The following is a 24,655-nucleotide window of genomic DNA, read 5'->3' on the forward strand; positions in this document are numbered from 1 at the left end:
ATGAACGCTCTCGCTGGCAAAACAGTATTGATTACACGTGCCCAGCACCAAGCGAAACAAATGAGTGTAGCAGTGAAAGAAAGGAGCGGAATTCCATTGGAAATTCCGCTTTTGCGTATGGAAGGTACGTCTCATAGGCAAATTCAACATATAGCAGGGCAGCTACATTCGTATGACTGGGTTATTTTCACGAGTAAAAATGGTGTAGCTTTTTTTCTAGATAGTTTGAGAAAGAAGCTCCCCGGACCGATTAAAATTGCTGCAGTAGGCGTGAAAACAAAGTTAGAGTTAGAAAAGCGAGGCTATCAAGTAGAGTTTGTTCCCACTGCATTTGTTGCAGAAACATTTGCCGAAGAGTTTCTAAAAGAATTAAGTGGAAACGAGCGTATTTTATTTCCGAAAGGGAATTTAGCAAGAGATGTAATCCCGGTTAAACTTAGGGAGTTTGGTGTTTTTCTAGATGAGTTAATTGTATATGGTACGAAGGTGAATGTAGAGAAAAAACAAGAACTTATAACAGCATTGAAATTAGGGGAAGTAAATATTATTACATTTACGAGCCCTTCAACTGTTGATAGTTTTGTTCGTTTACTTGAGGGTACAAACTGGAGAGAATGGACGAAAAAATGTACAATTGCTTGTATAGGGCCTATTACGGAAAAAGAGGCGAACCTCTATTTTCCACATGTTATTGTGCCAAAAGAGTACACTGTAGAAGCATTACTACAATGCATTTGTGAATCTATAAAATAAAAGAATGGGGATAGAAATCTATGAATTCTTTACAATTTAATCGTCATCGTCGTTTAAGACAAAGCGGGGGCATGCGTGCGCTTGTACGTGAAACATTTTTACATACAGAAGATTTTATTTACCCTATTTTTGTATTAGAAGGAGAAAATACTCGTAATGAAGTTCCTTCTATGCCAGGCGTATATCAAATGTCTTTAGATTTATTGCAAGCTGAAATGCAAGAGGTCGTTGATTTAGGCATTCGTTCTGTTATTGTATTTGGTTTACCTGCTGAAAAGGACGAAGTTGGATCATCGGCATATTGTGAGCATGGAATTGTACAGCGTGCAATTAAGCAAATTAAAGATGAGTTCCCAGAGCTAGTAGTAGTTGCAGATACATGTTTATGTCAATTCACAAGCCATGGTCATTGCGGTGTTATTGAAGATGGCGTTATTTTAAATGATGAGTCTCTTGCAGCTCTTGCAAAAACAGCTGTAAGTCAAGCGAAAGCAGGGGCAGACATTATTGCACCATCTAACATGATGGACGGATTTGTAACAGCAATTCGCCATGCATTAGATGAAAATGGTTTCGCGCACGTACCAGTTATGTCGTACGCTGTGAAATATTCATCAGCATTTTACGGACCGTTCCGTGATGCAGCACACGGTGCACCGCAGTTTGGTGACCGTAAAACATATCAAATGGACCCAGCGAACCGTATGGAAGCATTCCGTGAAGCAGAATCAGATGTAATGGAAGGGGCCGACTTCTTAATTGTAAAGCCAGCTCTTTCTTATCTAGATATCGTTCGTGATGTGAAAAATAACTTTAACTTACCAGTCGTTGCTTATAACGTAAGTGGTGAATATTCGATGATTAAAGCAGCAGCACAAAATGGTTGGATTAATGAAAAAGAAGTTGTACTTGAGAAATTAATTAGCATGAAACGCGCAGGAGCAGACTTGATTATTACGTATCATGCAAAAGATGCAGCAAGATGGTTACAAGAAGGAGGCGCTAAATAATGAAAAAATTTGATAAGTCGATTGCGGCGTTTGAAGAGGCTCAAAATTTAATGCCTGGAGGCGTAAACAGCCCTGTTCGTGCTTTTAAGTCTGTTGGTATGAATCCGCTGTTTATGGAGCGCGGAAAAGGCTCTAAAGTATATGATATCGATGGGAATGAATACATCGATTACGTATTATCGTGGGGACCTTTAATTCATGGTCATGCGAATGATCGTGTTGTTGAGGCTTTAAAAGCTGTTGCTGAAAAAGGAACAAGCTTTGGTGCACCAACAGAAATTGAAAATAAATTAGCGCAGCTTGTTATCGAGCGTGTACCATCAATTGAGATTGTGCGTATGGTTAACTCTGGAACAGAGGCGACAATGAGTGCACTACGTTTAGCTCGTGGTTACACTGGACGTAACAAAATTTTGAAATTCATTGGTTGTTATCACGGTCATGGTGATTCTTTATTGATTAAAGCAGGTTCGGGTGTAGCAACGCTAGGTTTACCAGATAGCCCTGGTGTACCAGAAGGTGTAGCGAAAAATACGATTACAGTAGCGTATAACGATTTAGAAAGTGTAAAATATGCTTTCGAACAATTCGGTGATGACATCGCTTGTATAATTGTAGAACCAGTGGCAGGGAATATGGGCGTTGTTCCCCCGCAACCAGGGTTTTTAGAAGGACTTCGTGAAGTGACAGAGCAAAACGGTGCACTACTTATTTTTGATGAAGTAATGACAGGATTCCGTGTTGCTTATAATTGTGGACAAGGTTACTACGGTGTAACTCCTGACTTAACTTGTTTAGGTAAAGTAATCGGTGGTGGCTTGCCGGTAGGAGCATACGGTGGGAAGGCAGAGATTATGCGTCAAGTTGCACCAAGCGGACCGATTTACCAAGCTGGAACATTATCGGGTAATCCACTTGCAATGACAGCAGGTTATGAAACGTTAGTGCAGTTAACGCCAGAATCATATGTGGAATTTGAGCGTAAAGCAGAAATGTTAGAGGCTGGACTACGTAAGGCAGCTGAAAAGCATAATATCCCGCATCACATTAATCGTGCAGGTTCTATGATTGGTATTTTCTTTACAGATGAGCACGTTATTAATTATGATGCAGCAAAATCTTCAAACTTAGAATTCTTTGCAGCTTACTATCGTGAAATGGTAGAACAAGGTGTATTTTTACCACCTTCTCAATTTGAAGGTTTATTCTTATCGACAGCACATAGTGATGCAGATATTGAGGCGACAATTGCGGCGGCCGAAATTGCAATGTCAAAATTAAAAGCATAATTTCTTAGAGAAAATCGCTTTCCATTAGGGGAGCGATTTTTTTTATTCATAAAGTAGCCTTAGGGAACATAAATCTGTAATGACATATAGTTTGGGAGGGGGAAAAGAAGTGGCAACAGATCATTCATTACGATTTTCATTAAAAGAATCTGTTTGGTTCCAGAAGGGACAGGAAGTCGAAGAACTTTTGTCAATTTCGTTAGATCCAGACGTTGAGATAGAGGAGCTCGATCATGAAGTTATCGTGAGGGGGCAATTAGATTTAACGGGAGAGTACGTTGCAAGGCAAGATGATTCAGCTTATTCGTTAAGAGAGCTATCACCAGCAAAGGCAATTGATTATGTAGAAACAAGGGCAGACGGGGTTAATGAGCTTGTCCATTCCTTTCCGCTCGAAATATCAATTCCAAGAAATCGAGTGAAAGTAATTGAAGAATTATATGTATCAATCGAGGAATTTGATTATGAATTAAAGGGAAATGGTTGCTTACAACTATTAGCGGATATATCTATTACAGGTTTATGTGACGAAGAAAGAACCGAGGATGAAGAGGAAGAGACGGTGTATGCCGAGTTGGAAGCTGATTCAGCTGAAGAAGATGAAAGTAGACCTGCACCGCACGAAGAGGTACCAGCCTATAAAGAATCAGATGGATGGGAAGATTATGCATTTGAGCCGTTTCAGTTAGAAGAAAGAAAAGAGCAAGAAATAGAAGAAGAGGAATTAGAAGAACATGAACTTGTGGAGCGTGAAGAGGAGCAAGAAAAGACGCCACAATTTGAATTGTTCGGGCGGAAAAATTTCAAGAAAGAAAAAGCGAAAAAGCAGGAAGAGCCAGAGGAAGAAGCATATTCACAGCGAGATGAAAATGCACTTTATTTAACGAAATTATTTACGAAAGAACCAGAAGAAGAATTTACGAAGGTAAGAATGTACTTCGTACAAGAAGGAGATACAATTGAATCGGTTGCAGAACGTTATGAAACGACTGTACAAAGCTTATATCGTGTAAATCAATCAGAAGATATATATTTAACTACAGGGCAAATTATATATATTCCTGTTTCAAAAGCAACAGTGAAATAAGTGAGTGAGTTTTTTCACTCACCTCTTTTCTTTTCCTAGAAGCTATGTTTTGAATAAGAAAGGGTTATTCGTATGGATATTGAATTACGAAATCGCTATGAACCCATTGTGAGGCAATATAGATTGGACACTCAGCATATGGAAGAGCACGGAAGTGTAATGAAAATTTATACGAATCAAGGTCCGTATGCGTTAAAGAAAATACAAGATAGAAAATTAGAGCGGAATAATTTTTTACACCATATTCAGTATTTGAAGGAGAAAGGTTTTTCGAATTATGTACCTATCTATCACACGACGGACGGGAATTATGTTTTAAGTGATGGGGCGTATAGCTATTATTTAATGCCTTGGTTAGAACGTGCGGAAGGAAATGGCGAAGATAATGATCAATACCATAAGATGTTTCAAACGCTCGGGACGTTGCATCAAAAAACGGTGAAAGAGGAGACTTATACAGAAGAAGATTTAGAAAAACATTATACAAATATATCCGGCCGTTGGGAAAATGATGGCGAGATATTAGAAGAGTTTCTCATAGAATCTGAAGCGAAGTGGTATATGTCTCCATTTGAATTACAATATTGTACGTATTATCACCACGTTATGAGAGCACGTGAGTTCGCAACGAAACAATTAAGTGAATGGCATGATGCAATGAAAGAAAAGGAAAAAACACGTACTACTTTCGTTCATGGAAATGTATCGCTTAATCACTTTTTATTTGATTATGAACGAAACGGTTATTTTATTAGTTTAGAAAAGTCTCAGTTTGCTACACCGGTACAGGATATCGTCAGCTTTTATTCAAGGTCTTTGAACACATATCCAATTGCGCGGAGCGACCGCTTTGAATGGTATCAAATGTATCAAAAAAATTTTCCATTTACGAAAGAGGAGCAGCTTCTTATGTTTGCGTATATGACGTACCCGTCGCATTTTATTCGGCAAATTCAGTCGTATACGAAAAGAAGAAAGAGTCGTAATGAAGAAAATGAGCTTCGCGGGGTAAAAATTCTGCAGCAATCGCATTGGCTCATTAGTAATACAGAATATTTCCTTTCGCAATTACAAGCTGCCCAGCAAGGGAACGGATAAAGAAGATAAGTAGGGAGAACCCTGCTTATCTTTTTTTATTAGTTCCATAAAGAGATAAAAGCCGTAGTTTCAAATTTATCTTGACGAATAAGGTTTCGTTTTTTACACTATTGTATATAATAATTAACAATCACATAAATGCATTGAAGGGGAAGAGTATAACATGAAACGTCTTCAGAGAGGGGAACCATTGGCTGGGAGGTTCTCTAGATAGTTATGTTAGAAGGTAGCCCTGGAGCATCTTTTCTGAACGGAATGATTCTTATTAGGAAAAGACGGATTTGTCCGTTATCAAATTAAGAGTATAAGCAAATTCTGAATTTGTTTGTAAATAAAGGTGGTACCGCGATGTCCCTCGTCCTTTTTTGGATGAGGGGCATTTTTTATTTTAAGGAGGGAAAATAATGTCAAACACGGAAAATAATTTACCAACTAAATATGATCATATGTCCGTTGAAGAAGGCCTTTACAAGTGGTGGCTTGAAGGCAAATATTTCGAAGCAACAGGAGATGAGAAGAAACAACCATATACAATTGTAATTCCACCTCCGAACGTAACTGGTAAGTTACACTTAGGTCACGCTTGGGATACGACGCTTCAAGATATTCTAACTCGTACAAAGCGTATGCAAGGTTACGATGTATTATGGCTTCCAGGAATGGACCATGCTGGTATCGCAACGCAAGCGAAAGTAGAAGGAAAACTTCGTGAAGAAGGTATTTCACGTTACGATCTTGGTCGTGAGAAATTCCTTGAAAAAGCTTGGGAATGGAAAGAAGAATACGCTTCTCACATTCGTCAACAATGGGGGAAAGTTGGTTTAGGACTAGACTATTCTCGTGAACGCTTCACATTAGACGAAGGTTTATCTAACGCTGTTAATAAAGTATTCGTACAATTATATGAAAAAGACTTAATTTACCGCGGTGAGTATATCATCAACTGGGATCCAGCAACACGCACAGCTCTTTCTGATATTGAAGTAATTCATAAAGAAGTTCAAGGTGCATTCTACCATATGAACTATCCGTTAACAGACGGTTCTGGTCACATTCGCCTTGCAACTACTCGTCCAGAAACAATGCTTGGTGATACAGCGGTAGCAGTTCATCCAGAAGATGATCGCTACAAACATTTAATCGGAAAAACAGTTACACTTCCAATCGTAGGCCGAGAGATTCCGATTATTGCTGATGAATACGTAGAAAAAGACTTCGGAACAGGCGTTGTGAAAATTACACCAGCTCATGACCCGAATGACTTTGAAGTAGGTAACCGTCATGACTTACCACGTATTTTAGTAATGAACGAAGATGGAACGATGAACGAAAAAGCTGGTAAGTATAACGGTATGGATCGTTTCGAATGCCGTAAAGAGTTAGTGAAAGACTTACAAGAAGCTGGCGTATTAGTAGAAATCGAGCCTCATATGCACTCAGTAGGTCATAGTGAGCGTAGCGGTGCAGTTGTTGAGCCTTATTTATCAACACAATGGTTCGTAAAAATGGCTCCACTTGCAGAAAAAGCGGTAGAACTTCAACAAAAAGAAGAAGAAAAAGTAACGTTCGTACCAGAGCGTTTTGAAAACACATACTTACGCTGGATGGAAAACATTCATGACTGGTGTATTTCTCGTCAATTATGGTGGGGACACCGCATTCCAGCTTGGTATCATAAAGAAACTGGTGAAGTATACGTAGGTACAGAAGCACCAGCAGATCTTGAAAACTGGAATCAAGATAATGACGTGCTTGATACATGGTTCAGTTCAGCATTATGGCCATTCTCAACACTTGGCTGGCCGAATGAAGATGCAGCAGACTTTAAAAAGTTCTATTCAACAGATGCTTTAGTAACTGGTTATGACATCATCTTCTTCTGGGTATCTCGTATGATTTTCCAAGGTTTAGAGTTTACAGGAGAGCGTCCATTTAAAGATGTATTAATTCACGGTTTAGTTCGTGATGAGCAAGGACGTAAAATGAGTAAATCTCTTGGTAACGGTATTGATCCGATGGATGTTATCGAGAAGTACGGTGCAGATGCAATGCGTTACTTCTTATCAACAGGAAGTGCACCAGGTCAAGATTTACGTTTCAGCATGGAAAAAGTAGAATCTACTTGGAACTTCATTAATAAAATTTGGAACGCATCACGTTTCGTATTAATGAACATGGATGACATGAAGTATGAAGAAATCGATTTAACTGGTGAAAAATCAGTTGCAGATAAGTGGATTTTAACTCGCTTAAACGAAACAATCGAAAGTGTAACACGTAACATGGATAAATATGAGTTCGGTGAAGCTGGTCGTTCATTATACAACTTCATTTGGGATGATTTCTGTGACTGGTACATTGAGATGGCGAAACTTCCACTATACGGTGAAGATGAAGCAGCTAAGAAAACAACTCGTTCGATTTTAGCTTACGTATTAGACCAAACGATGCGTCTATTACATCCATTCATGCCGTTCGTAACAGAGAAAATTTGGCAACATTTACCGCATGAAGGCGAGTCTATTACAGTAGCAGCATGGCCAACAGTTCGCGAAGATTTACAAGATAAAGAAGCGGCAGCAGAAATGCACCTTCTAGTTGATATCATTCGCTCTGTTCGTAACATCCGTGCGGAAGTAAATACGCCAATGAGCAAAAAAGTTCAAATGCAAATTAAAGCAAAAGACGAGGTAGTACTAGCTCAGCTTACGAAAAACAGCTCTTACATTGAGCGTTTCTGTAACCCAAGTGAACTAACAATTAAGATTGATTTACAAGCGCCAGAAAAAGCGATGACTGCAATCGTATCAGGTGCAGAGTTATTCTTACCGTTAGCTGATCTTATCAATCTTGATGAAGAGAAAGCGCGTCTTGAAAAAGAACTTGAGAAGTTCGATAAAGAAGTAGAACGTGTACAGAAGAAACTTTCAAACCAAGGATTCGTAGCGAAAGCTCCTGCAGAAGTTATTGACGGAGAGCGTGCGAAAGAGCAAGATTACCTAGAAAAACGCGAAGCGGTTCGTCAACGTCTAGCGGATCTTGAGAAATAAAAATGTTTTTCAGAGACTCACTATATTGGTGAGTCTCTTTTCTTTGCGTATAATAGAATTAAGAAGTTTGTCTTTTGAAAGGGGAATAGCAAACGTGATACATACATACGAAGAAGCGATAAACTGGATTCATAGCCGATTGAAATTTGGGATAAAACCAGGACTAGAAAGAATGCAATGGATGTTAGAAGAACTCGGAAATCCAGAGCGTCATATAAAATGTGTTCATCTAGCCGGCACAAATGGAAAAGGTTCAACCTTAACATACATGCGCTACATGTTAGAAGGTGCGAAATATAAAGTAGGATCGTTTACATCGCCTTACATAGAAACATTCAATGAACGTATTAGTGTAAACGGAATACCGATTGCAGATGAAGAGATTGCAGAACTTGTAAATATGGTAAAGCCAGTCGTTGAAAAATTAGATGAGACGGACTTAGGAGAAGCGACTGAGTTTGAAATTATTACAGTAATGGCAATTTATTATTTCGGTAAAGTTAATTTCTGTGATGTCGTTTTATTTGAAACGGGGCTTGGGGGAAGATTTGATTCTACAAATGTTATTCATCCGGTTCTCACGATTATTACGAATATCGGCCACGATCATATGCATATTTTAGGCGATACACTAGGAGAAATTGCATATGAAAAGGCAGGGATTATTAAGTCTGGTGTTCCAGTTATTACTGGTGTGAAAAATGAAGAAGCATTGCAAGTAATTCAAAAGGTTGCTAAGGAAAATCATGCAAGCTTATATGAACTTGGAAAACAGTTTACAATACTACATAAACATTCTAATAAAGATGGGGAACACTTTGATTTTGATTGTCCATTTGCCTCGTTTGAAAATGTCCGGATTTCAATGAAAGGCATTCACCAAGTAGGCAATGCAGCACTAGCGCTTATGGCAGTAATGTATTTAAAAACATATTTATCATTTTTAATTAATGAAGAGGAAATAAAAGTTGGCTTACAAGAAGCATACTGGATTGGTCGATTTGAAAAGTTACAAAGTAATCCAGATATTATAATAGATGGTGCTCATAATCCAGAAGGTATTGAAAGTCTTGTAAAAACAGTAGAGGCACATTATAAAAAGAAAAATGTAATAGTTTTATTTACTGCTCTTGGTGACAAACAGTTACATAACATGGTAGGGCAATTAGAAAAAGTTGCTGATGAAATAATATTTACGACGTTTGCCTTTGATCGTGCCATTTCTGCTGACAAGCTTGCATCGTATTCACAACAAGAGTCAAAATTAGTTTTTGAAGATTGGAAAGAGGCAATTGATACAAAGGTTGACATGATAGGAGAACATGATGTTTTTATCATAACAGGTTCTTTGTATTTCATTTCCGAAGTTAGAAAATATATTCGCGAGAAAAACTAGATAGTCTTTGCTATCTAGTTTTTTGTTCTACAAATGAAGTCAAATGCATACATATAAGATAATAATATAGGGTTATTTGACGAATTCCTCTGACAAATATCTCGTTTTTTTGTGGAATGAATATGATATGATGCGGACAATGACAAGAGGTGAGGTGTGAGTGTATGGACAAGCAATCACGAACGATCTCGGTGAAAGTAAATGGAACAGAAGCGAAGTATGAGGAAAAAAAGAAGGATGAGTTTGACTGGATGATAGCAGAAAGTGAGAGACCGAAAAATGTCGTTCCGTTTCAAAAAGCGAAATCAGTATCTATGGAAAAATATCGAAAGAAGTGGAGCAATACAATAATCGCAATCGTTGCAACTGCAATAATTATCGGTACTGCATTTGGGATGGGTATGATTCATTTATTAACTGGACAAGGGACGACAGGAGAAGGTAAGGTAACGGCTTCGAAGCAGACAGGTAATGAGGAACAAAAGGTGGGTGGAACGGCAGAACAAACACCAACACCGAAAGAGGAAAAACCAAAAGCACAGGTAGGAACGTCATTAGAACCAATGAAACTATTTTTCGTTCAAGGAGGGCTTTATTCCTCTGAAGAAAAAGGACAGGCTGCTATTGAAGAGTGGAAAAGTAATGGGGGCGTGGCTACTTTGAAACCGAGTGGTGATAAGTATGCGTTAGTTGTTGCTATTACGAGCGATGAACAGGCTGTTAATCAATTAATAGATCAGTATAAGCAAGATGGTGTTTCAGTTTTGAAAAAAAATTGGGATATTACAGATAAAGCATTGCTCAAAAATGATAAAGAAGTAGGAATGTTTTTAGCGAAAGTGCAGCCATTATATACTCATTTAGCAAAATATGTGTCCAGCGTACAAACTAGTGGGAAAAGTAATCCAAAAGATATAGAAGCGATTCAAAAAGAGTGGAAAGCTATTGAAAAGGAAGGGAAGAGTATGAAGCGTGAAGATGCGAAGAAGCTTTATACGTATACGTCAATAGCGGTGCAAACGATTAAGGAAGGGAAGAGCGATAAGGAATCTGTAGCTAAATTAAATCAAGTTATTATTGATGGTATACTTTCGTATGAAAAAATGGTTTCACAAAAAGTGAAATAATAGGATAATGAAATGACGAAGAAAGAAGTACATATACTTCTTTCTTTTCTTTTGAATTTAGAACAAAGTGCTTTCTGTATGGGCAGCATATAATCGTATTTAAAAAGAACTATTATTTTGTTTAGAGAAAATGATATTTCTAGAATTTGTGGGGAAACTATTCCTTTGATACGATTGATTGGAATTATTCTGCTTCATGTGAGAAGGGAAGGAGAAAATATGAGGAAAATTATTTTAGCTTCAGGGTCACCTAGGAGGAAGGAACTGCTTGAATTAGCAGATGTGCCATTTGAAATCGTTGTTAGTGAAGTAGAAGAGACGATTGGTGCATATTCATCACCTTCTGATATTGTTATGTCGCTTGCTTTGCAAAAAGCATCTGCTGTGGCAGAAAACCATAGTAATCAAGTTGTACTAGGTGCAGATACAATTGTTACATATGATTCGCGTATTCTTGGAAAGCCGTCTAATGAGGCTGAGGCGAAAGAAATGTTACGATTATTATCGGGGAAAACACACGAAGTATACACAGGTGTTGCAATTATATCGAAAGAAAAAACGGTAACTTTTTATGAACGTACAGAAGTAACATTTTGGGGATTAACAGAAGAGGAAATAGACGTATACGTTGCATCGAAGGAACCACTTGATAAAGCAGGGAGCTATGGAATTCAAGGTAAAGGGTCTATTTTTGTTCAACATATTCAAGGGGACTACTACAGTGTAGTTGGCTTGCCAATTGCGCGTCTTGTCCGTGAATTAAAACAGTTTGATAGCGATGTAACCCATGCGTAAAATTGCATGGGGTTTTCTTTAGGAGAAATCGTAAAAAAAGGGGTGGAGAGATGAACGGTATTCGTGATGTTGTGAGAGAAGAACAGCCACGGGAGCGTTTATTGTTAGAAGGAGCAGGAAGTTTATCGAATCGAGAACTTCTTGCAGTTTTACTCAGAACGGGTTCTAAAGAAGAAACGGTGTTAACGTTATCAGATAATATTCTACATCATTTTGACGGCTTACGAATGTTAAAGGATGCAACGTTAGAAGAGATGATGAGCATTCATGGTGTTGGGATTGCAAAGGCGTCGCAGCTTATGGCTGCTTTTGAATTAGGTAGAAGAATGGTACGTTTAGAATATCAAAATAGATATAGTATTCGAAGTCCAGAAGATTGTGCGAGTTATATGATGGAAGAGATGCGTTTTTTGCAACAGGAGCATTTTGTTTGTTTATATTTGAATACGAAAAATCAAGTTATACATAGGCAAACTATTTTTATTGGAAGTTTAAATACGTCGATTGTGCACCCAAGGGAAGTTTTTAAAGAAGCGTTCCGTCGGGCAGCAGCCTCTATTATATGTCTTCATAACCATCCCTCAGGAGATCCGGCGCCGAGCCGTGAAGATATTGAAGTTACAAAACGATTAGTAGAATGTGGTCGAATTATCGGAATTGAAGTACTTGATCATATCATAATAGGTGACCATAAATTCGTGAGTTTAAAGGAAAAAGGTCATATTTAAGACTATTCTTTTTACTTATTTTGTTTTATAATGTGATTTATGAGTTTTTTGTAGAAAATTATCTACAAAAAGGATGCAGATATAAAAAAACGTACTGTTTTTATAAATATAAAGTAAGAAAAATGAGTCCGTGAAAATAAGAAGGGAAGATAAATGATATGTTTGGATTTGGTGGATTTACTCGCGATCTTGGAATAGACTTAGGAACAGCGAATACGCTTGTATATGTGAAAGGGAAAGGTGTAGTTTTACGTGAACCTTCAGTAGTAGCATTACAAACTGATACGAAACAAATCGTTGCGGTAGGTAGCGATGCAAAACAAATGATTGGTCGTACACCAGGAAACGTAGTGGCACTTCGTCCTATGAAAGATGGTGTAATTGCTGATTACGAAACAACAGCAATAATGATGAAATACTACATTCAACAAGCTCAAAAATCAAATGGATTCTTCTCACGTAAACCATACGTAATGGTATGTGTACCATCTGGTATTACAGCTGTAGAAAGACGTGCAGTAATCGATGCGACTCGTCAAGCTGGTGCTCGTGATGCTTATCCAATCGAAGAGCCATTTGCAGCAGCAATTGGTGCAAACTTACCTGTTTGGGAACCGACTGGTAGTATGGTTGTTGATATCGGTGGTGGTACAACAGAAGTTGCAATTATTTCTTTAGGTGGTATTGTAACAAGTCAATCAGTTCGTGTTGCTGGTGATGATATGGACGATTCAATCATTCAGTACATTAAGAAAAGCTACAACTTAATGATTGGTGAAAGAACAGCAGAAGCACTAAAATTAGAAATCGGTTCTGCAGGCGAGCCAGAAGGTATTGAGCCTATGGAAATTCGCGGTCGTGATTTAGTAAGTGGTTTACCGAAAACAGTACTAATTCAACCAGAAGAAATTGCAGATGCATTAAAAGATACAGTAGATGCAATTGTAGAATCAGTTAAAAATACGTTAGAAAAAACTCCACCTGAATTAGCAGCGGATATTATGGACCGTGGTATCGTATTAACGGGTGGCGGGGCATTACTACGTAACTTAGATAAAGTTATTAGTGAAGAAACAAATATGCCAGTTCTTGTTGCAGAGGATCCATTAGATTGCGTAGCAATTGGAACGGGTAAAGCATTAGACAATATCGATCTTTTCAAAACTGCTGCTCGATAATATTGCAAAATAAAAATCAATGAAATTAAGAGGGTGTGAACGTGCCACAGTTTTTCTTAAACAAAAGATTAATTGTTTTGTTAGTTAGTATTATTCTTCTCGTGGCATTGATTGGAATCTCATTGAAAGAACGGAACAGTTTATCATGGCCAGAGCAGTTTATAAAAGATACTGTCGGTGTTGTAGAACGTGTATTCCAAAAGCCAGCGAATTATGTTGCCGGATTCTTCGAGAACGTAGAAGATGTAAAGCGCACGTATGAAGAGAATAAAAAGCTGAAAGCAAAATTAGATTCTACCGCAGATTTATCTGCAGTAGTGAAAAATTTAGACGATGAGAATAAAAAACTACGAGAATTAACTGGTAAAGAAAAGTCCCGTGGTGATTATACGGAAGTACAAGCTAGTGTGGTTTCTCGTAATCCCGATAAATGGTACGATTTAGTTGGAATTGATAAAGGAGCACAGCAAGGGATCAAAAAAGATATGGCTGTTGTAACTCCGAAAGGTTTAGTTGGACGCGTAAAAAGTGTATCTCAGTTTACATCTTCAGTAGAGTTGTTAAGTTCGATGAGCCGAACAAACCGTGTTTCTGCTATTGTACAAGGACAAGAAAATATCTTTGGATTAATTGAAGGTTACGATAAAGAAAAACAACTACTTCTTTTCACAAAGATTAGCTCTGATGCAGAGGTACAAAAAGATCAACTAGTTGTAACATCTGGACTTGGTGATATCTTCCCTAAAGGTCTTGCGATTGGGAAAATTGTTGATGTTCAGCCAGATCCATACGGTTTAACAAAAACGGCTTATGTAAAACCATCCGCTGATTTGAATGATGTAGAGCATATTATAGTTGCAAAACGTGATATGCCTACAGCGCCGTTAGAATAGGAGGGAGAGAAGAGATGATGACGATTTTAAAAAGAGCAGCTCTTCCTCTTTTGCTCCTTTTTGTTTTTTTATTTGAAAATATGTTCTCTACTGTTGTTCCAACAGACGTCTTTTGGAAAGGCAGTATAGCAGCACCGCATTTCTTTATAATTGTGTTATGTTTTATTACAGTGTACTATAGTCCGGTTCAAGGGATTTACTACGGACTATTATTTGGTTTCTTATTTGATACCGTATACACGGAACTTGTCGGTATATATATATTTGCTTATCCGATTTTAGCTTATTTAGTTTATAGTGTGATGAAAGTATTACAATTGAATTTATTTATTGTCGCTTCTATCGTACTGGCTGGCATTGCAGCATTAGAGTATTATGTGTATGGGTTTTTAACTTTGTTAGGACGTACTCACATGTCAGCATCTGTCTTTTTCACAGATCGTCTCCTTGCTACTTTATTGCTAAATGGAATTTTCTTATTAATAGTTTGTTTCCCACTGAGACGATATTTAGTGCGTCTTTCAAAAGCGATAGAAGAAAAAGAAAAAAGGATTTTCTAATTTTATGTCGAATTGAATCGGTGGGGTGAACTTTAGTGGAAGAAAAAAAGCAACAAAATGTAACGATAAAAGGGACAAAAGATGGAATAACACTTCATTTAGATGATTGCTGTTCATTCTCTGAGCTACTAAAAGAATTGGATGAAAAGCTTTCTACACATTACTATGAGAGTGACGGACGTTCTTTAATTGAAGTGCGTGTTAAAGTAGGAAATCGCTATTTAACAGAAGTACAACAAGAAGAGATTCGTACGTTAATTCGCAATAAGAAGAACCTTGTTGTAGAATCAATCGAAAGTGATGTTATAACAAAAGCAGAAGCAATAGCTTGGAAAGAAGAAACAGAAATTGTCCCTATTTCCAAAATTGTTCGCTCTGGACAAGTGTTACATGTAAAAGGCAATTTATTATTAATTGGAGATGTTAATCCAGGCGGAACGGTTATCGCTGGGGGGAATATTTTTGTCTTGGGATCATTAAGAGGAATTGCACATGCGGGGTATGATGGAGATTCAGAAGCTGTTATTGCTGCATCTATTATGAACCCTATGCAACTCCGAATTAGTGATGTGACAATGCGGGCTCCGGAAGAGAAAGAAGACGGAGCAGAGGCGGCAGAATGTGCGTACATTAATGAGAATAATCACATTGTTGTCGATCGCCTGCAACTTCTCACTCATCTTAGACCTAATTTAACAAAGTTAGAAAGGGGAATTGTATAGCTGTGGGAGAGGCAATAGTAATTACATCTGGAAAAGGCGGAGTAGGTAAAACTACAACGTCTGCGAACATTGGTACAGCCCTTGCGTTATCTGGAAAAAAAGTGTGTTTAATTGATACAGATATCGGTTTACGCAATTTAGACGTAGTAATGGGGCTAGAAAATCGTATTGTATTTGATCTTGTTGATGTCGTTGAAGGGCGTTGTCGTTTACCTCAGGCTCTTATTAAAGATAAGCGTTTTGATGATCTTTATTTATTACCTGCAGCACAAACGAGCGATAAGTCGGCGGTAACACCTGAACAAATGGATGAATTAATACAAGTATTACGTCAAGATTATGATTACATATTAATTGATTGTCCTGCGGGGATTGAGCAGGGGTTTAAAAATGCAGTAGCAGGTGCGGATAAAGCAATCGTTGTAACAACACCAGAAGTATCCTCAATGCGTGATGCGGATCGTATTATCGGGCTTTTAGAGAAAGAGGATATTGAACCACCGAAACTTGTCATTAACCGTGTGCGTAGTCATATGCTTCATGAACAGGATATGTTAGACGTTGATGAAATCGTACGTACACTGTCAATCGAGCTTCTTGGAGTTGTCGAGGATGATGATGAAGTTATTCGTGCTACGAATACAGGTGAACCTGTAGCGCTGCAACCTAGCGGGAAAGCAGCAATAGCTTATCGTAATATTGCAAGACGCTTGTTAGGTGAGAATGTACCATTACAAGCATTTGAACAAGAAAAAGTATCGGTATTTACAAAGATGAAAAATTTCTTTGGAATCCGTTAAAAGCACTTCGCATAAATGCGGAGTGCTTTCTTTTTTCTTCGCATGAATATCTTCCTTCTATAACTCATACATATGTACAAACTGTATATAACTGTTTCTATTTGAATAAGGCTAACGAAAGAAAGGAGACAGTATGAAGAATAGACGTGTGGAAGAAATTAAAAAGCGGATTGCGAAAAGGAAAGCAGAGCAAGAATTGCTAGAAGAAGAGCAGTATTTTGCGGGAGGAGATTTTGATAGCGAAACGGTCTTTATTGAAGAGGGGGAGAAGGAAATTCATCCTCTATTTCGAAAAGAAGTTTTTCTCTTCAAAGTTTTGCTATCAGCAATATTAGTTCTTTCGGTTGCTATTTTATTTAAGAACGCACCTTCTTCTTTTGATGGTACTAGAGCTGTTACAGAAAAAGTTATGCAAGAAGAATTTCAATTTGCTACTATATCAAAATGGTATGAAAATCAGTTTGGAAAACCTCTCGTGTTCTTTTCTCCAAATGAGAAAAAAGAAGAGGCTATTCAGCAAAAGGATTATGCGATTCCTGCCTCTGGAAAGGTGATGCAAGGATTTCAAAAAAACGGCCAGGGTGTATTTGTTCAAACGGCTACAAATGCAACGGTGGAGTCAGTAAATGAAGGTATAGTTGTTTTTGCGGGCAAGAAAGAGGAACTTGGAAATACAGTTCAAATTCAGCACGCTGATGGTACGGAGTCATGGTATGCAAATTTAAATGATATGTCAGTAAAATTATATGATTACGTTTCAAAGAAACAAAAAATTGGAATAGTGAGTAATGATGAAAATAATAAAAATGGCAAATTTTATTTTGCAATAAAAAAGAATGAAAAATTTATTGATCCAATTCAGGTGATTTCATTTGATTAAATATAGGGATGTTTTCACGAAAATTTCTGTGCATCCGTTGTTTTGGGTTATTATTGTCATTGGTATTTTTACAGCACGTTTTAAAGAGTTACTATTACTATTTTGTATCGTTTTAGTTCATGAACTTGGGCATGCTTTTGCCGCAGCGTATTATAATTGGCGTATTAAACAAATTCAGCTTTTGCCGTTTGGTGGTGTAGTTGAGATGGAAGAACATGGGAACAAATCGTTAAAAGAAGAATTAATTGTCGTTATGGCGGGGCCAATTCAGCATATATGGATGATTGCAGTTGCTTACATTTTGTATAAAGCGGGCTGGGTAACTGACGATTTGTACCATTTCTTTGTATGGAATAATGTCATTATTTTAGGGTTTAATTTATTGCCTATTTGGCCACTTGATGGTGGAAAAGTATTATTTAATGTATTATCATATCGTTTTCCCTATTTACAAGCACATGAAAAGATGATGAAATTGTCATGTGTTTTTTTTAGTGTAATATTAGGATGGCAGTTACTTTGGAATAGTAATAACATTATGATGTGGGTATTACTCGTTTTTCTAGCGATTTCTTTATATCAAGAATGGAAACAAAGACGGTACGCATTTATGCGTTTTTTATTAGAGCGTTATTATGGGAATAAAAGAGATATTGAAAAAATAGCACCTATTGAGGTGAAAACGGAAGATCATTTATATACGATTTTCACAAAATTTCGCAGAGGATATAAACACTCTATTATCGTCCATGGAAAATATAAAGAGCATTACACATTGGACGAAAATGAATTGTTGTATGCGTATTTTGCTGAAAAACGAACAACCTCATCTGTTGAAGAATTAATTGGTTAGTGTTGACGACGACACTAACCTTTTATATTGTAAGGAAAAGAAATGAAAAGTGAGGAAAGAATTTTGAAGACGTTATATATTAACTACACTGGTTCGGAAAAGCGTGTTGCGATAGAAGAGAAACAAAAAATTGTAGAGCTTTTATGGAAACGGAATGAAGAGCAGGAGATTGTCGGACATATTTATGTTGGGCGTATCGTAAGAACAATTGCTGGAATGAACGCAGCCTTTGTAAATATCGGATTAGAAAAACATGCATATCTTTCATTTGATGATGTACCATCTTCATATCGCATACATGAAGGACAGGCGATACTTGTACAAGTTGTGAAAGAGGCAATTGATACGAAGGGGCCAAAATTAACGGCGAAGATAGAATTTACCGGAAAATATGTCGTTTACATGCCCTATGATGAAATGCGCGCTGTTTCTCGGAAAATAAAAAATAATAAAAGAAGACAACAGTTACTGGGAATTGAAGTAGAAGGAACAGGTGGATACATTTTCCGTTCTGCTTCTGAAAAAGGAACGATCGATGAAATACAAGCTGAAATGCAAGGGTTGCAGCAGTTATATGAAGAGTTAAAAAGAAAAGAAGATCAAGGGAAGGCGCCCTTACTACTTCATCAACCAGCGACGTTTTTAGATCGTGTATTTCAGGAGAACCCAATTGAAACAATTGAAAAAATAGTTGTAGATACGAGAAGTATAGTAAAAGAATTAGAAGAAAAAGTAGGGAAAGAAAGAGTATCCTTTTATAATGAAAAATCTTCGATGTTTAACCATTTTGGAATAGATCGTGAAATCGAGAAAGCACTTCAAAAAATTGTGTGGCTACCAAATGGTGCCTATCTAATTGTAGAACAAATGGAGACGATGACTGTAATTGATGTGAATACAGGTAAATTTACTGGAAAACAAAATTTACAAGATACCGTATTTCGCACAAATGAAATGGCTGCTGAAGAGATTGCTCGTCAATTAAGACTTCGTGATATTGGCGGGATGATATTAATTGATTTTATTAATATGAAAAGACGGGAAGATAAAGAGAAGGTAAGAGAGCGTTTAATGATAGCTTTACAAGATGATCGCACATATACAAGAGTGCTTGGGTTTACAGAGTTAGGTATTTTAGAGATGACGCGTAAGCGCAAGAAACATTCGTTACGTGACGTATTATTAGAAGAGTGTGCGCCTTGTAAAGCGACAGGTTACGTTATATCTAATGAAACAATTGCGTATGAGCTAGAGAGAGAGCTTATTACTTATGGTAATATAGAGGATGAAGCTGTATTGATTGGTGCTTCAAAAAAAGTACAAAAACATTTTTCACAAAAAGAATTACAAAAAAATATTCCATTTGAAATTTATTTCAAAGATGATATTATCGAAAAGTACGCTATTATCCGTTTTGGAAGTAAGAAAGAAATTGTAGAACGGAAAAAATAGTTAGCAGAACATTCATTGACAATAGTCAATGAGTCATGGTAATATTTTTATGTTATAGTTTATAGCACCTAAACTGCTATATGCTACAACCGCACAAGACAGGTTCCCTAAAGACATTTTATGTCTACCTCGTTTTTGGCGAGTCTTAGTAATTAAGAGGAGGTGCAAGTATGTACGCAATTATCGAAACAGGTGGAAAACAAATTAAAGTTGAAGCTGGTCAAGCAATCTACATTGAAAAATTAGATGTTGAAGCTGGTGAAACTGTTACTTTTGACAAAGTTCTTTTCGTTGGTGGCGAAAACGTGAAAGTTGGTAGCCCAGTTGTAGAGGGTGCAACAGTTACTGCGAAAGTTGAAAAACAAGGTCGCGCTAAGAAAATCATCGTTTTCAAATACAAAGCGAAAAAGAACAATCGTAAGAAACAAGGTCATCGTCAACCTTACACTAAGCTAGTAGTTGAAGCTATCAACGCTTAATTCTGGTTAAGATGATTAAGATTACGATAAGTCGCACGAAATTAGGAAGTATCCGATCATTTAAAATGACTGGACATGCCAATTATGCGCCACATGGACAAGATCTTGTCTGTGCTGGAACTACAGCGGTTGTGTTTGGTTCTATAAATGCAGTGGAAGAACTTTGTAATGTGCAGGCAACTATTGAACTCGGAAGTGATGGCGGATTCTTGACGTATGAATTGCCTAATGATTTAGACGTTCATACAGCAGAAAAAGCACAAATACTTTTAGAAGGATTGGTTGTTTCACTTAAGACGATTGAACTTGATTACGGAAAGTATATCCGTTTAATAGAAAAAGTGCAGGAGGTGTAACGTATGTTAAGATTAGATCTTCAGTTTTTCGCATCTAAGAAAGGTGTAGGTAGTACAAAGAACGGTCGTGACTCTCAGTCAAAACGTCTTGGTGCTAAACGCGCAGATGGTCAAACGGTTTCAGGTGGTTCAATTCTTTACCGTCAACGCGGTACAAAAATTTATCCAGGTGTTAACGTTGGTCGTGGTGGCGATGACACTTTATACGCGAAAGTTGACGGCGTAGTACGCTTTGAGCGTCTTGGTCGTGACCGCAAACAAGTGAGCGTATATCCTGTTGCTCAAGAAGCATAAGAACTCACGGAAAACTCTAACCTGAGTGCAGGTTAGAGTTTTTCTATATTAAGGGGTATCTAAATGAATGAAAAATGGACAATTATAGATGCGTTGAGCCACTCGAGACATGATTGGCTCAATCGTTTGCAGATGGTTAAAGGAAATCTTTCCCTTGGAAAAGTGGAAGAGATTCATAGGCTCATCGATCGTTTTGTCCAAGAAGCGAGACAAGAATCCAATCTGATGGGGCTATCAATGCCTTTATTTTCAGAGTGGATTTTAACATATAATTGGAAACAGCAACCGTGCTTATTGGAGTACGAAGTATTAGGGAAATTACATAACTTATCTCATCTAGATGAGACTGTATGTACATGGACGAATCAGTTTTTCTTAATGCTTCAGCATAGTTTAGACGTATATGTTGAAAATTATGTTTGTATCACAATTGAAAGTGACGCGGAGAATGCTCGTTTCTTTTTTGATTTTCGTGGAAAGCTAACGAATGTAGAAGAACTACAAACGTGGCTTGCGAACGAAAACAATAAATGGTATTCCATTTCTTATACAGTACGAGACGAAGAAGTCTCAGTTATATTACAACTAATCGAAAAAAGTGTGGTGAAATAATGTTTGTAGATCAGGTCAAGATATATGTAAAAGGCGGCGACGGTGGTAACGGAATGGTTGCGTATCGTCGTGAGAAGTATGTACCTAAAGGTGGCCCAGCAGGTGGCGACGGTGGTAAAGGTGCAGATGTTGTTTTTGTTGTTGAGGAAGGCTTACGTACATTAATGGACTTCCGCTACCAACGTCATTTCAAAGCTGATCGCGGTCAGCACGGAATGAGTAAAGGTCAGCACGGTCGTAAATCTGAAGATTTAATCGTAAAGGTTCCACCAGGAACAATAGTGAAAGATGAAAAAACAGGTGAAATTCTTGCCGATTTAGTAACGCATGAACAAACAGCTGTAATCGCAAGAGGTGGCCGTGGTGGCCGTGGTAATTCACGTTTCGCAACAGCGACGAACCCAGCTCCAGAAATCGCTGAGAACGGGGAACCAGGTCAAGAACGTGATGTCACGCTAGAACTTAAAGTGCTAGCAGATGTTGGACTTGTTGGATTCCCAAGTGTAGGTAAATCTACATTATTATCTGTTGTATCATCAGCGCGTCCGAAAATTGCAGAATATCACTTTACAACAATCGTTCCGAATCTTGGTGTTGTTGAAACTGGTGATAACCGCAGCTTCGTTATGGCTGACCTTCCTGGACTAATTGAAGGCGCACACTCCGGCGTTGGACTTGGACACCAATTCTTACGTCATATCGAACGTACACGTGTAATTGTACACGTTATCGATATGTCTGGTTTAGAAGGACGTGAGCCATATGAAGATTATGTCACAATCAATAATGAACTAAAAGAATACAATATGCGTTTAACTGAGCGTCCACAAGTTGTTGTTGCAAACAAAATGGATATGCCAGATGCAGAAGAAAACTTACAAGCATTTAAAGAGAAATTGGGAGACGAAGTGAAAATTTTCCCAATCTCAGCTGTAACGAAACAAGGTGTTCGTGACTTACTATTTGAAGTAGCGAACTTATTAGAAACAACACCAGAATTCCCAATGTACGATGATGTAGAAGAATCTGAAGCAAGTGTAATGTACAAATTTGAATCTGAATCTAATTTTGAAATTACACGCGAAAGTGATGGCACATTTGTTATTTCTGGTTATGACATTGAGAAAACATTCAAGATGACAGACTTCTCACGTGATGAATCTGTACGCCGATTTGCTCGTCAAATGCGTGGAATGGGTATTGATGAAGCCCTTCGTGCACGTGGTGCAACAGACGGAGATATTGTGAAAATTCTTGAATATCAATTTGAATTTATCGATTAAGACTGCCGAAATATGGCGGTCTTTTTTTTTCGTTATTTGAGTCCAGTGAAAACCCAATTCATATAGGTGAACCATAAGTCGATATAGGAAAAAATCCCCATTGATTAAAGTTTCAATTTATAATAGACAAAGGAGTGATTTTAGAAGAATATTTTATGGGGAGAAAAGGAATATGTATAAAATATTAATTGTAGAAGATGATGAAAAAATTGCAGAGATATTAGAGGAGCATTTAGAAAGGTATGGATATCAATCTTTCAGAGTGAGCGATTTACGGCATATAAAAGATGAGTTTGTAAAAGTAAGTCCTCATCTTGTGTTACTTGATATTAATTTACCATACTTTGATGGCTTCTACTGGTGCCGCCAAATCCGCACTGTATCGAATGCGCCGATTATTTTTGTTTCTGCAAGAACAGGGGAAATGGATCAAGTAATGGCGATTGAAAATGGCGGAGATGATTACATTACAAAGCCATTCCATTTAGATATCGTAATGGCAAAGGTGAAAAGTGCACTCCGCCGCGGGTATGGTGAGTATGCTTTGGCCGCGGAAAGTGACTGCTTAGGTGTTAATGGATTGTTATTATTCCCATCACAGCACACAGTAGAGTGGAAAGGTCAACAAACGGAACTTACAAAAAATGAGTTTTATTTATTAGAATGTTTAATGAAACAATCAAATCAATACGTGACACGTGAAGAGCTGTTAGAGGCTTTATGGGATGAAGTAGCTTTTGTTGATGATAATACATTAACCGTGAATGTAAAGCGTGTAAGGAAGAAACTTGAGGAGTTAGGCATTAAAAATGCAATTGTCACAAAGCGTGGGTACGGTTATGCTCTTCTTACTGAGTGGGGCGAAGGGCATGAAGATTAAAAGCTACCTCATAGACCGTTTTTCCTTAATCCTTTCTTACATTATAAGCCTTTGTTTATTTGGGCTCGTATTGCAGTTGCAAAGCCTTTTAGAAAAGCGTTCGCTGGACTGGAGTACATGGCTATACGGACTGTTATTAGGGACAGTTGTGTTTAGTGTATACCTTATTTACGATTACCGAAAACGAAGTGTGTTTTTAAAGAGAATAGAACAGTATATTGCCGGTGGACATACATTACATGACTCTTTACTTATCGATACTTCTTATACGTCAGAGCAAGAACTGGTTGTTGAAGCGTTTACGCTATTAAGGCAGCAATATATGAATGAAGTTCATAAACAGCATGCAAAAGAGCAACAGCAAATGATTTTTATGAATCAATGGATCCATCAAATGAAAACACCAGTATCCGTTATTGAATTATTGTTACAGAAATATGGTAAGGAACACCGTGAAGCAAGGGGAACGATTGAAAGTATTCGTGAAGAAAATAACCGTATTTTAAATGGGTTAGATTTAGCGTTACATATGGCAAGGTTAGATCAGTTTTCGAAAGATTATAAAGTAGAAGTAGTAAATGTTATAGAGGTCATTCGAGATATTATTAATGAAAATCGAAAGTCGTTCATTCAATCTTCTGTATTTCCGAAAATGATGTTTGAAGAAGAGACTTGTATGATTGCGTCTGATAGAAAGTGGCTTAGTATCGCGATGAGCCAAATTGTTGTGAATGCAATTAAGTATACAAAAATTTCAGAAGCAGGGAAAAAAGAAATTCAATTTCAAATTGAAGAGAAAGATCAAAAGGTGCTATTACATATTAAGGACAATGGAATCGGTATTCCAGAGCAAGATGTAAAGCGTATATTTGATCCGTTCTTTACGGGAATAAACGGCCGTAAAACAAGGGAAGCGACAGGTATGGGTTTATATATTACGAAGGAAATCTGCGGTAATTTACATCATGGAGTGTATGTACAATCAACTGAAGGGGAAGGAACAACAGTTACGTTCCAATTTGCAAAAGATGAAGAATATCATACATTAATGAGAAAAATGACAAAACTGTAAGATAACAA

At 37.5% G+C, this 24,655-nt stretch carries 25 protein-coding genes and 2 other annotated features; all 25 genes read left to right on the forward strand.

The annotated features are described in order from the left end of the window. The 25 genes from hemD to AC0IXC_RS09520 all read left to right on the forward strand — a co-directional run bounded on the left by hemD (position 1) and on the right by AC0IXC_RS09520 (position 24,647). Positions 1-753, forward strand: a complete 753-nt coding sequence (gene hemD / locus AC0IXC_RS09400) for a uroporphyrinogen-III synthase (protein ID WP_002015357.1) — start codon at positions 1-3, stop codon at positions 751-753. Positions 754-773: 20 nt separating this feature from the next. Continuing rightward, entirely contained in the window at positions 774-1,763 is a 990-nt protein-coding gene (hemB, locus tag AC0IXC_RS09405; RefSeq protein ID WP_002015358.1) for a porphobilinogen synthase, read from the forward strand. Then, entirely contained in the window at positions 1,763-3,052 is a 1,290-nt protein-coding gene (gene hemL / locus AC0IXC_RS09410) for a glutamate-1-semialdehyde 2,1-aminomutase (RefSeq protein ID WP_088293440.1), read from the forward strand. Before hemB ends, hemL begins: the two co-directional genes overlap by 1 nt. A 79-nt stretch (positions 3,053-3,131) precedes the next feature. After that, a complete protein-coding gene (gene spoVID / locus AC0IXC_RS09415) occupies positions 3,132-4,139 on the forward strand; it encodes a stage VI sporulation protein D (protein ID WP_471652847.1) in 1,008 nt (335 codons plus the stop codon). A gap of 72 nt (positions 4,140-4,211) precedes the next feature. Next, positions 4,212-5,237, forward strand: coding sequence for a spore coat protein YsxE (gene ysxE / locus AC0IXC_RS09420; RefSeq protein WP_002190786.1), 1,026 nt, complete (start codon positions 4,212-4,214; stop codon positions 5,235-5,237). Positions 5,238-5,371: 134 nt separating this feature from the next. Continuing rightward, positions 5,372-5,603 (forward strand) — a binding site (T-box leader). A 38-nt stretch (positions 5,604-5,641) separates the two neighbouring features. Beyond that, entirely contained in the window at positions 5,642-8,287 is a 2,646-nt protein-coding gene (locus AC0IXC_RS09425; protein ID WP_002129263.1) for a valine--tRNA ligase, read from the forward strand. A 94-nt stretch (positions 8,288-8,381) separates the two neighbouring features. After that, complete coding sequence (locus AC0IXC_RS09430) at positions 8,382-9,683, forward strand: bifunctional folylpolyglutamate synthase/dihydrofolate synthase (RefSeq protein WP_002034167.1); 1,302 nt, start codon at positions 8,382-8,384, stop codon at positions 9,681-9,683. Between the two features lie 164 nt (positions 9,684-9,847). Beyond that, positions 9,848-10,810, forward strand: a complete 963-nt coding sequence (locus AC0IXC_RS09435) for a stage II sporulation protein B (RefSeq protein WP_085312439.1) — start codon at positions 9,848-9,850, stop codon at positions 10,808-10,810. 219 nt (positions 10,811-11,029) lie between these two features. Further along, on the forward strand, positions 11,030-11,605 hold the full coding sequence (locus AC0IXC_RS09440; RefSeq protein ID WP_012261761.1) for a Maf family protein: 576 nt from the start codon (positions 11,030-11,032) through the stop codon (positions 11,603-11,605). 50 nt (positions 11,606-11,655) lie between these two features. Continuing rightward, on the forward strand, positions 11,656-12,333 hold the full coding sequence (radC, locus tag AC0IXC_RS09445; protein ID WP_002015368.1) for a DNA repair protein RadC: 678 nt from the start codon (positions 11,656-11,658) through the stop codon (positions 12,331-12,333). A gap of 158 nt (positions 12,334-12,491) precedes the next feature. Next, the gene (gene mreB / locus AC0IXC_RS09450) at positions 12,492-13,511 is read left to right on the forward strand and encodes a cell shape-determining protein MreB (protein ID WP_002015369.1); all 1,020 of its coding nucleotides are present in this window, start codon (positions 12,492-12,494) and stop codon (positions 13,509-13,511) included. A 41-nt stretch (positions 13,512-13,552) separates the two neighbouring features. Further along, positions 13,553-14,404 carry a rod shape-determining protein MreC gene (gene mreC / locus AC0IXC_RS09455; protein WP_002129256.1) on the forward strand — a complete coding sequence of 284 codons (852 nt, stop codon included), beginning with the start codon at positions 13,553-13,555 and terminating at the stop codon, positions 14,402-14,404. A gap of 14 nt (positions 14,405-14,418) precedes the next feature. Continuing rightward, positions 14,419-14,964, forward strand: a complete 546-nt coding sequence (gene mreD, locus AC0IXC_RS09460) for a rod shape-determining protein MreD (protein WP_002015371.1) — start codon at positions 14,419-14,421, stop codon at positions 14,962-14,964. 35 nt (positions 14,965-14,999) lie between these two features. Further along, positions 15,000-15,686, forward strand: coding sequence for a septum site-determining protein MinC (gene minC, locus AC0IXC_RS09465; protein WP_002015372.1), 687 nt, complete (start codon positions 15,000-15,002; stop codon positions 15,684-15,686). Between the two features lie 2 nt (positions 15,687-15,688). Further along, entirely contained in the window at positions 15,689-16,486 is a 798-nt protein-coding gene (minD, locus tag AC0IXC_RS09470) for a septum site-determining protein MinD (protein ID WP_000503308.1), read from the forward strand. A 133-nt stretch (positions 16,487-16,619) separates the two neighbouring features. After that, positions 16,620-17,366: a M23 family metallopeptidase gene (locus tag AC0IXC_RS09475; protein WP_002034147.1), complete on the forward strand. Its 747-nt coding sequence runs from the start codon at positions 16,620-16,622 to the stop codon at positions 17,364-17,366. After that, the gene (locus AC0IXC_RS09480) at positions 17,359-18,219 is read left to right on the forward strand and encodes a M50 family metallopeptidase (protein WP_002088816.1); all 861 of its coding nucleotides are present in this window, start codon (positions 17,359-17,361) and stop codon (positions 18,217-18,219) included. The genes AC0IXC_RS09475 and AC0IXC_RS09480 overlap by 8 nt, the downstream gene beginning before the upstream one ends. Before the next feature lie 42 nt (positions 18,220-18,261). Further along, positions 18,262-19,671, forward strand: a complete 1,410-nt coding sequence (locus AC0IXC_RS09485) for an Rne/Rng family ribonuclease (RefSeq protein ID WP_002034148.1) — start codon at positions 18,262-18,264, stop codon at positions 19,669-19,671. A gap of 77 nt (positions 19,672-19,748) precedes the next feature. Beyond that, positions 19,749-19,827, forward strand: a sequence feature (ribosomal protein L21 leader region). 14 nt (positions 19,828-19,841) lie between these two features. After that, a complete protein-coding gene (rplU, locus tag AC0IXC_RS09490) occupies positions 19,842-20,150 on the forward strand; it encodes a 50S ribosomal protein L21 (protein ID WP_000270907.1) in 309 nt (102 codons plus the stop codon). 11 nt (positions 20,151-20,161) lie between these two features. Beyond that, entirely contained in the window at positions 20,162-20,506 is a 345-nt protein-coding gene (locus AC0IXC_RS09495) for a ribosomal-processing cysteine protease Prp (RefSeq protein WP_002138477.1), read from the forward strand. Between the two features lie 3 nt (positions 20,507-20,509). Next, positions 20,510-20,800, forward strand: coding sequence for a 50S ribosomal protein L27 (rpmA, locus tag AC0IXC_RS09500; RefSeq protein WP_000944957.1), 291 nt, complete (start codon positions 20,510-20,512; stop codon positions 20,798-20,800). A 63-nt stretch (positions 20,801-20,863) separates the two neighbouring features. Further along, positions 20,864-21,412 carry a sporulation initiation phosphotransferase B gene (locus AC0IXC_RS09505; protein ID WP_002015377.1) on the forward strand — a complete coding sequence of 183 codons (549 nt, stop codon included), beginning with the start codon at positions 20,864-20,866 and terminating at the stop codon, positions 21,410-21,412. Beyond that, complete coding sequence (obgE, locus tag AC0IXC_RS09510) at positions 21,412-22,695, forward strand: GTPase ObgE (RefSeq protein WP_002015378.1); 1,284 nt, start codon at positions 21,412-21,414, stop codon at positions 22,693-22,695. Before AC0IXC_RS09505 ends, obgE begins: the two co-directional genes overlap by 1 nt. 172 nt (positions 22,696-22,867) lie before the next feature. Next, positions 22,868-23,575: a response regulator transcription factor gene (locus AC0IXC_RS09515; RefSeq protein ID WP_002192469.1), complete on the forward strand. Its 708-nt coding sequence runs from the start codon at positions 22,868-22,870 to the stop codon at positions 23,573-23,575. Then, on the forward strand, positions 23,565-24,647 hold the full coding sequence (locus AC0IXC_RS09520; RefSeq protein WP_002192470.1) for a HAMP domain-containing histidine kinase: 1,083 nt from the start codon (positions 23,565-23,567) through the stop codon (positions 24,645-24,647). Before AC0IXC_RS09515 ends, AC0IXC_RS09520 begins: the two co-directional genes overlap by 11 nt. Positions 24,648-24,655: the final 8 nt, after the last annotated feature.

This window comes from Bacillus sp. AC266 (genome assembly GCF_979253805.1).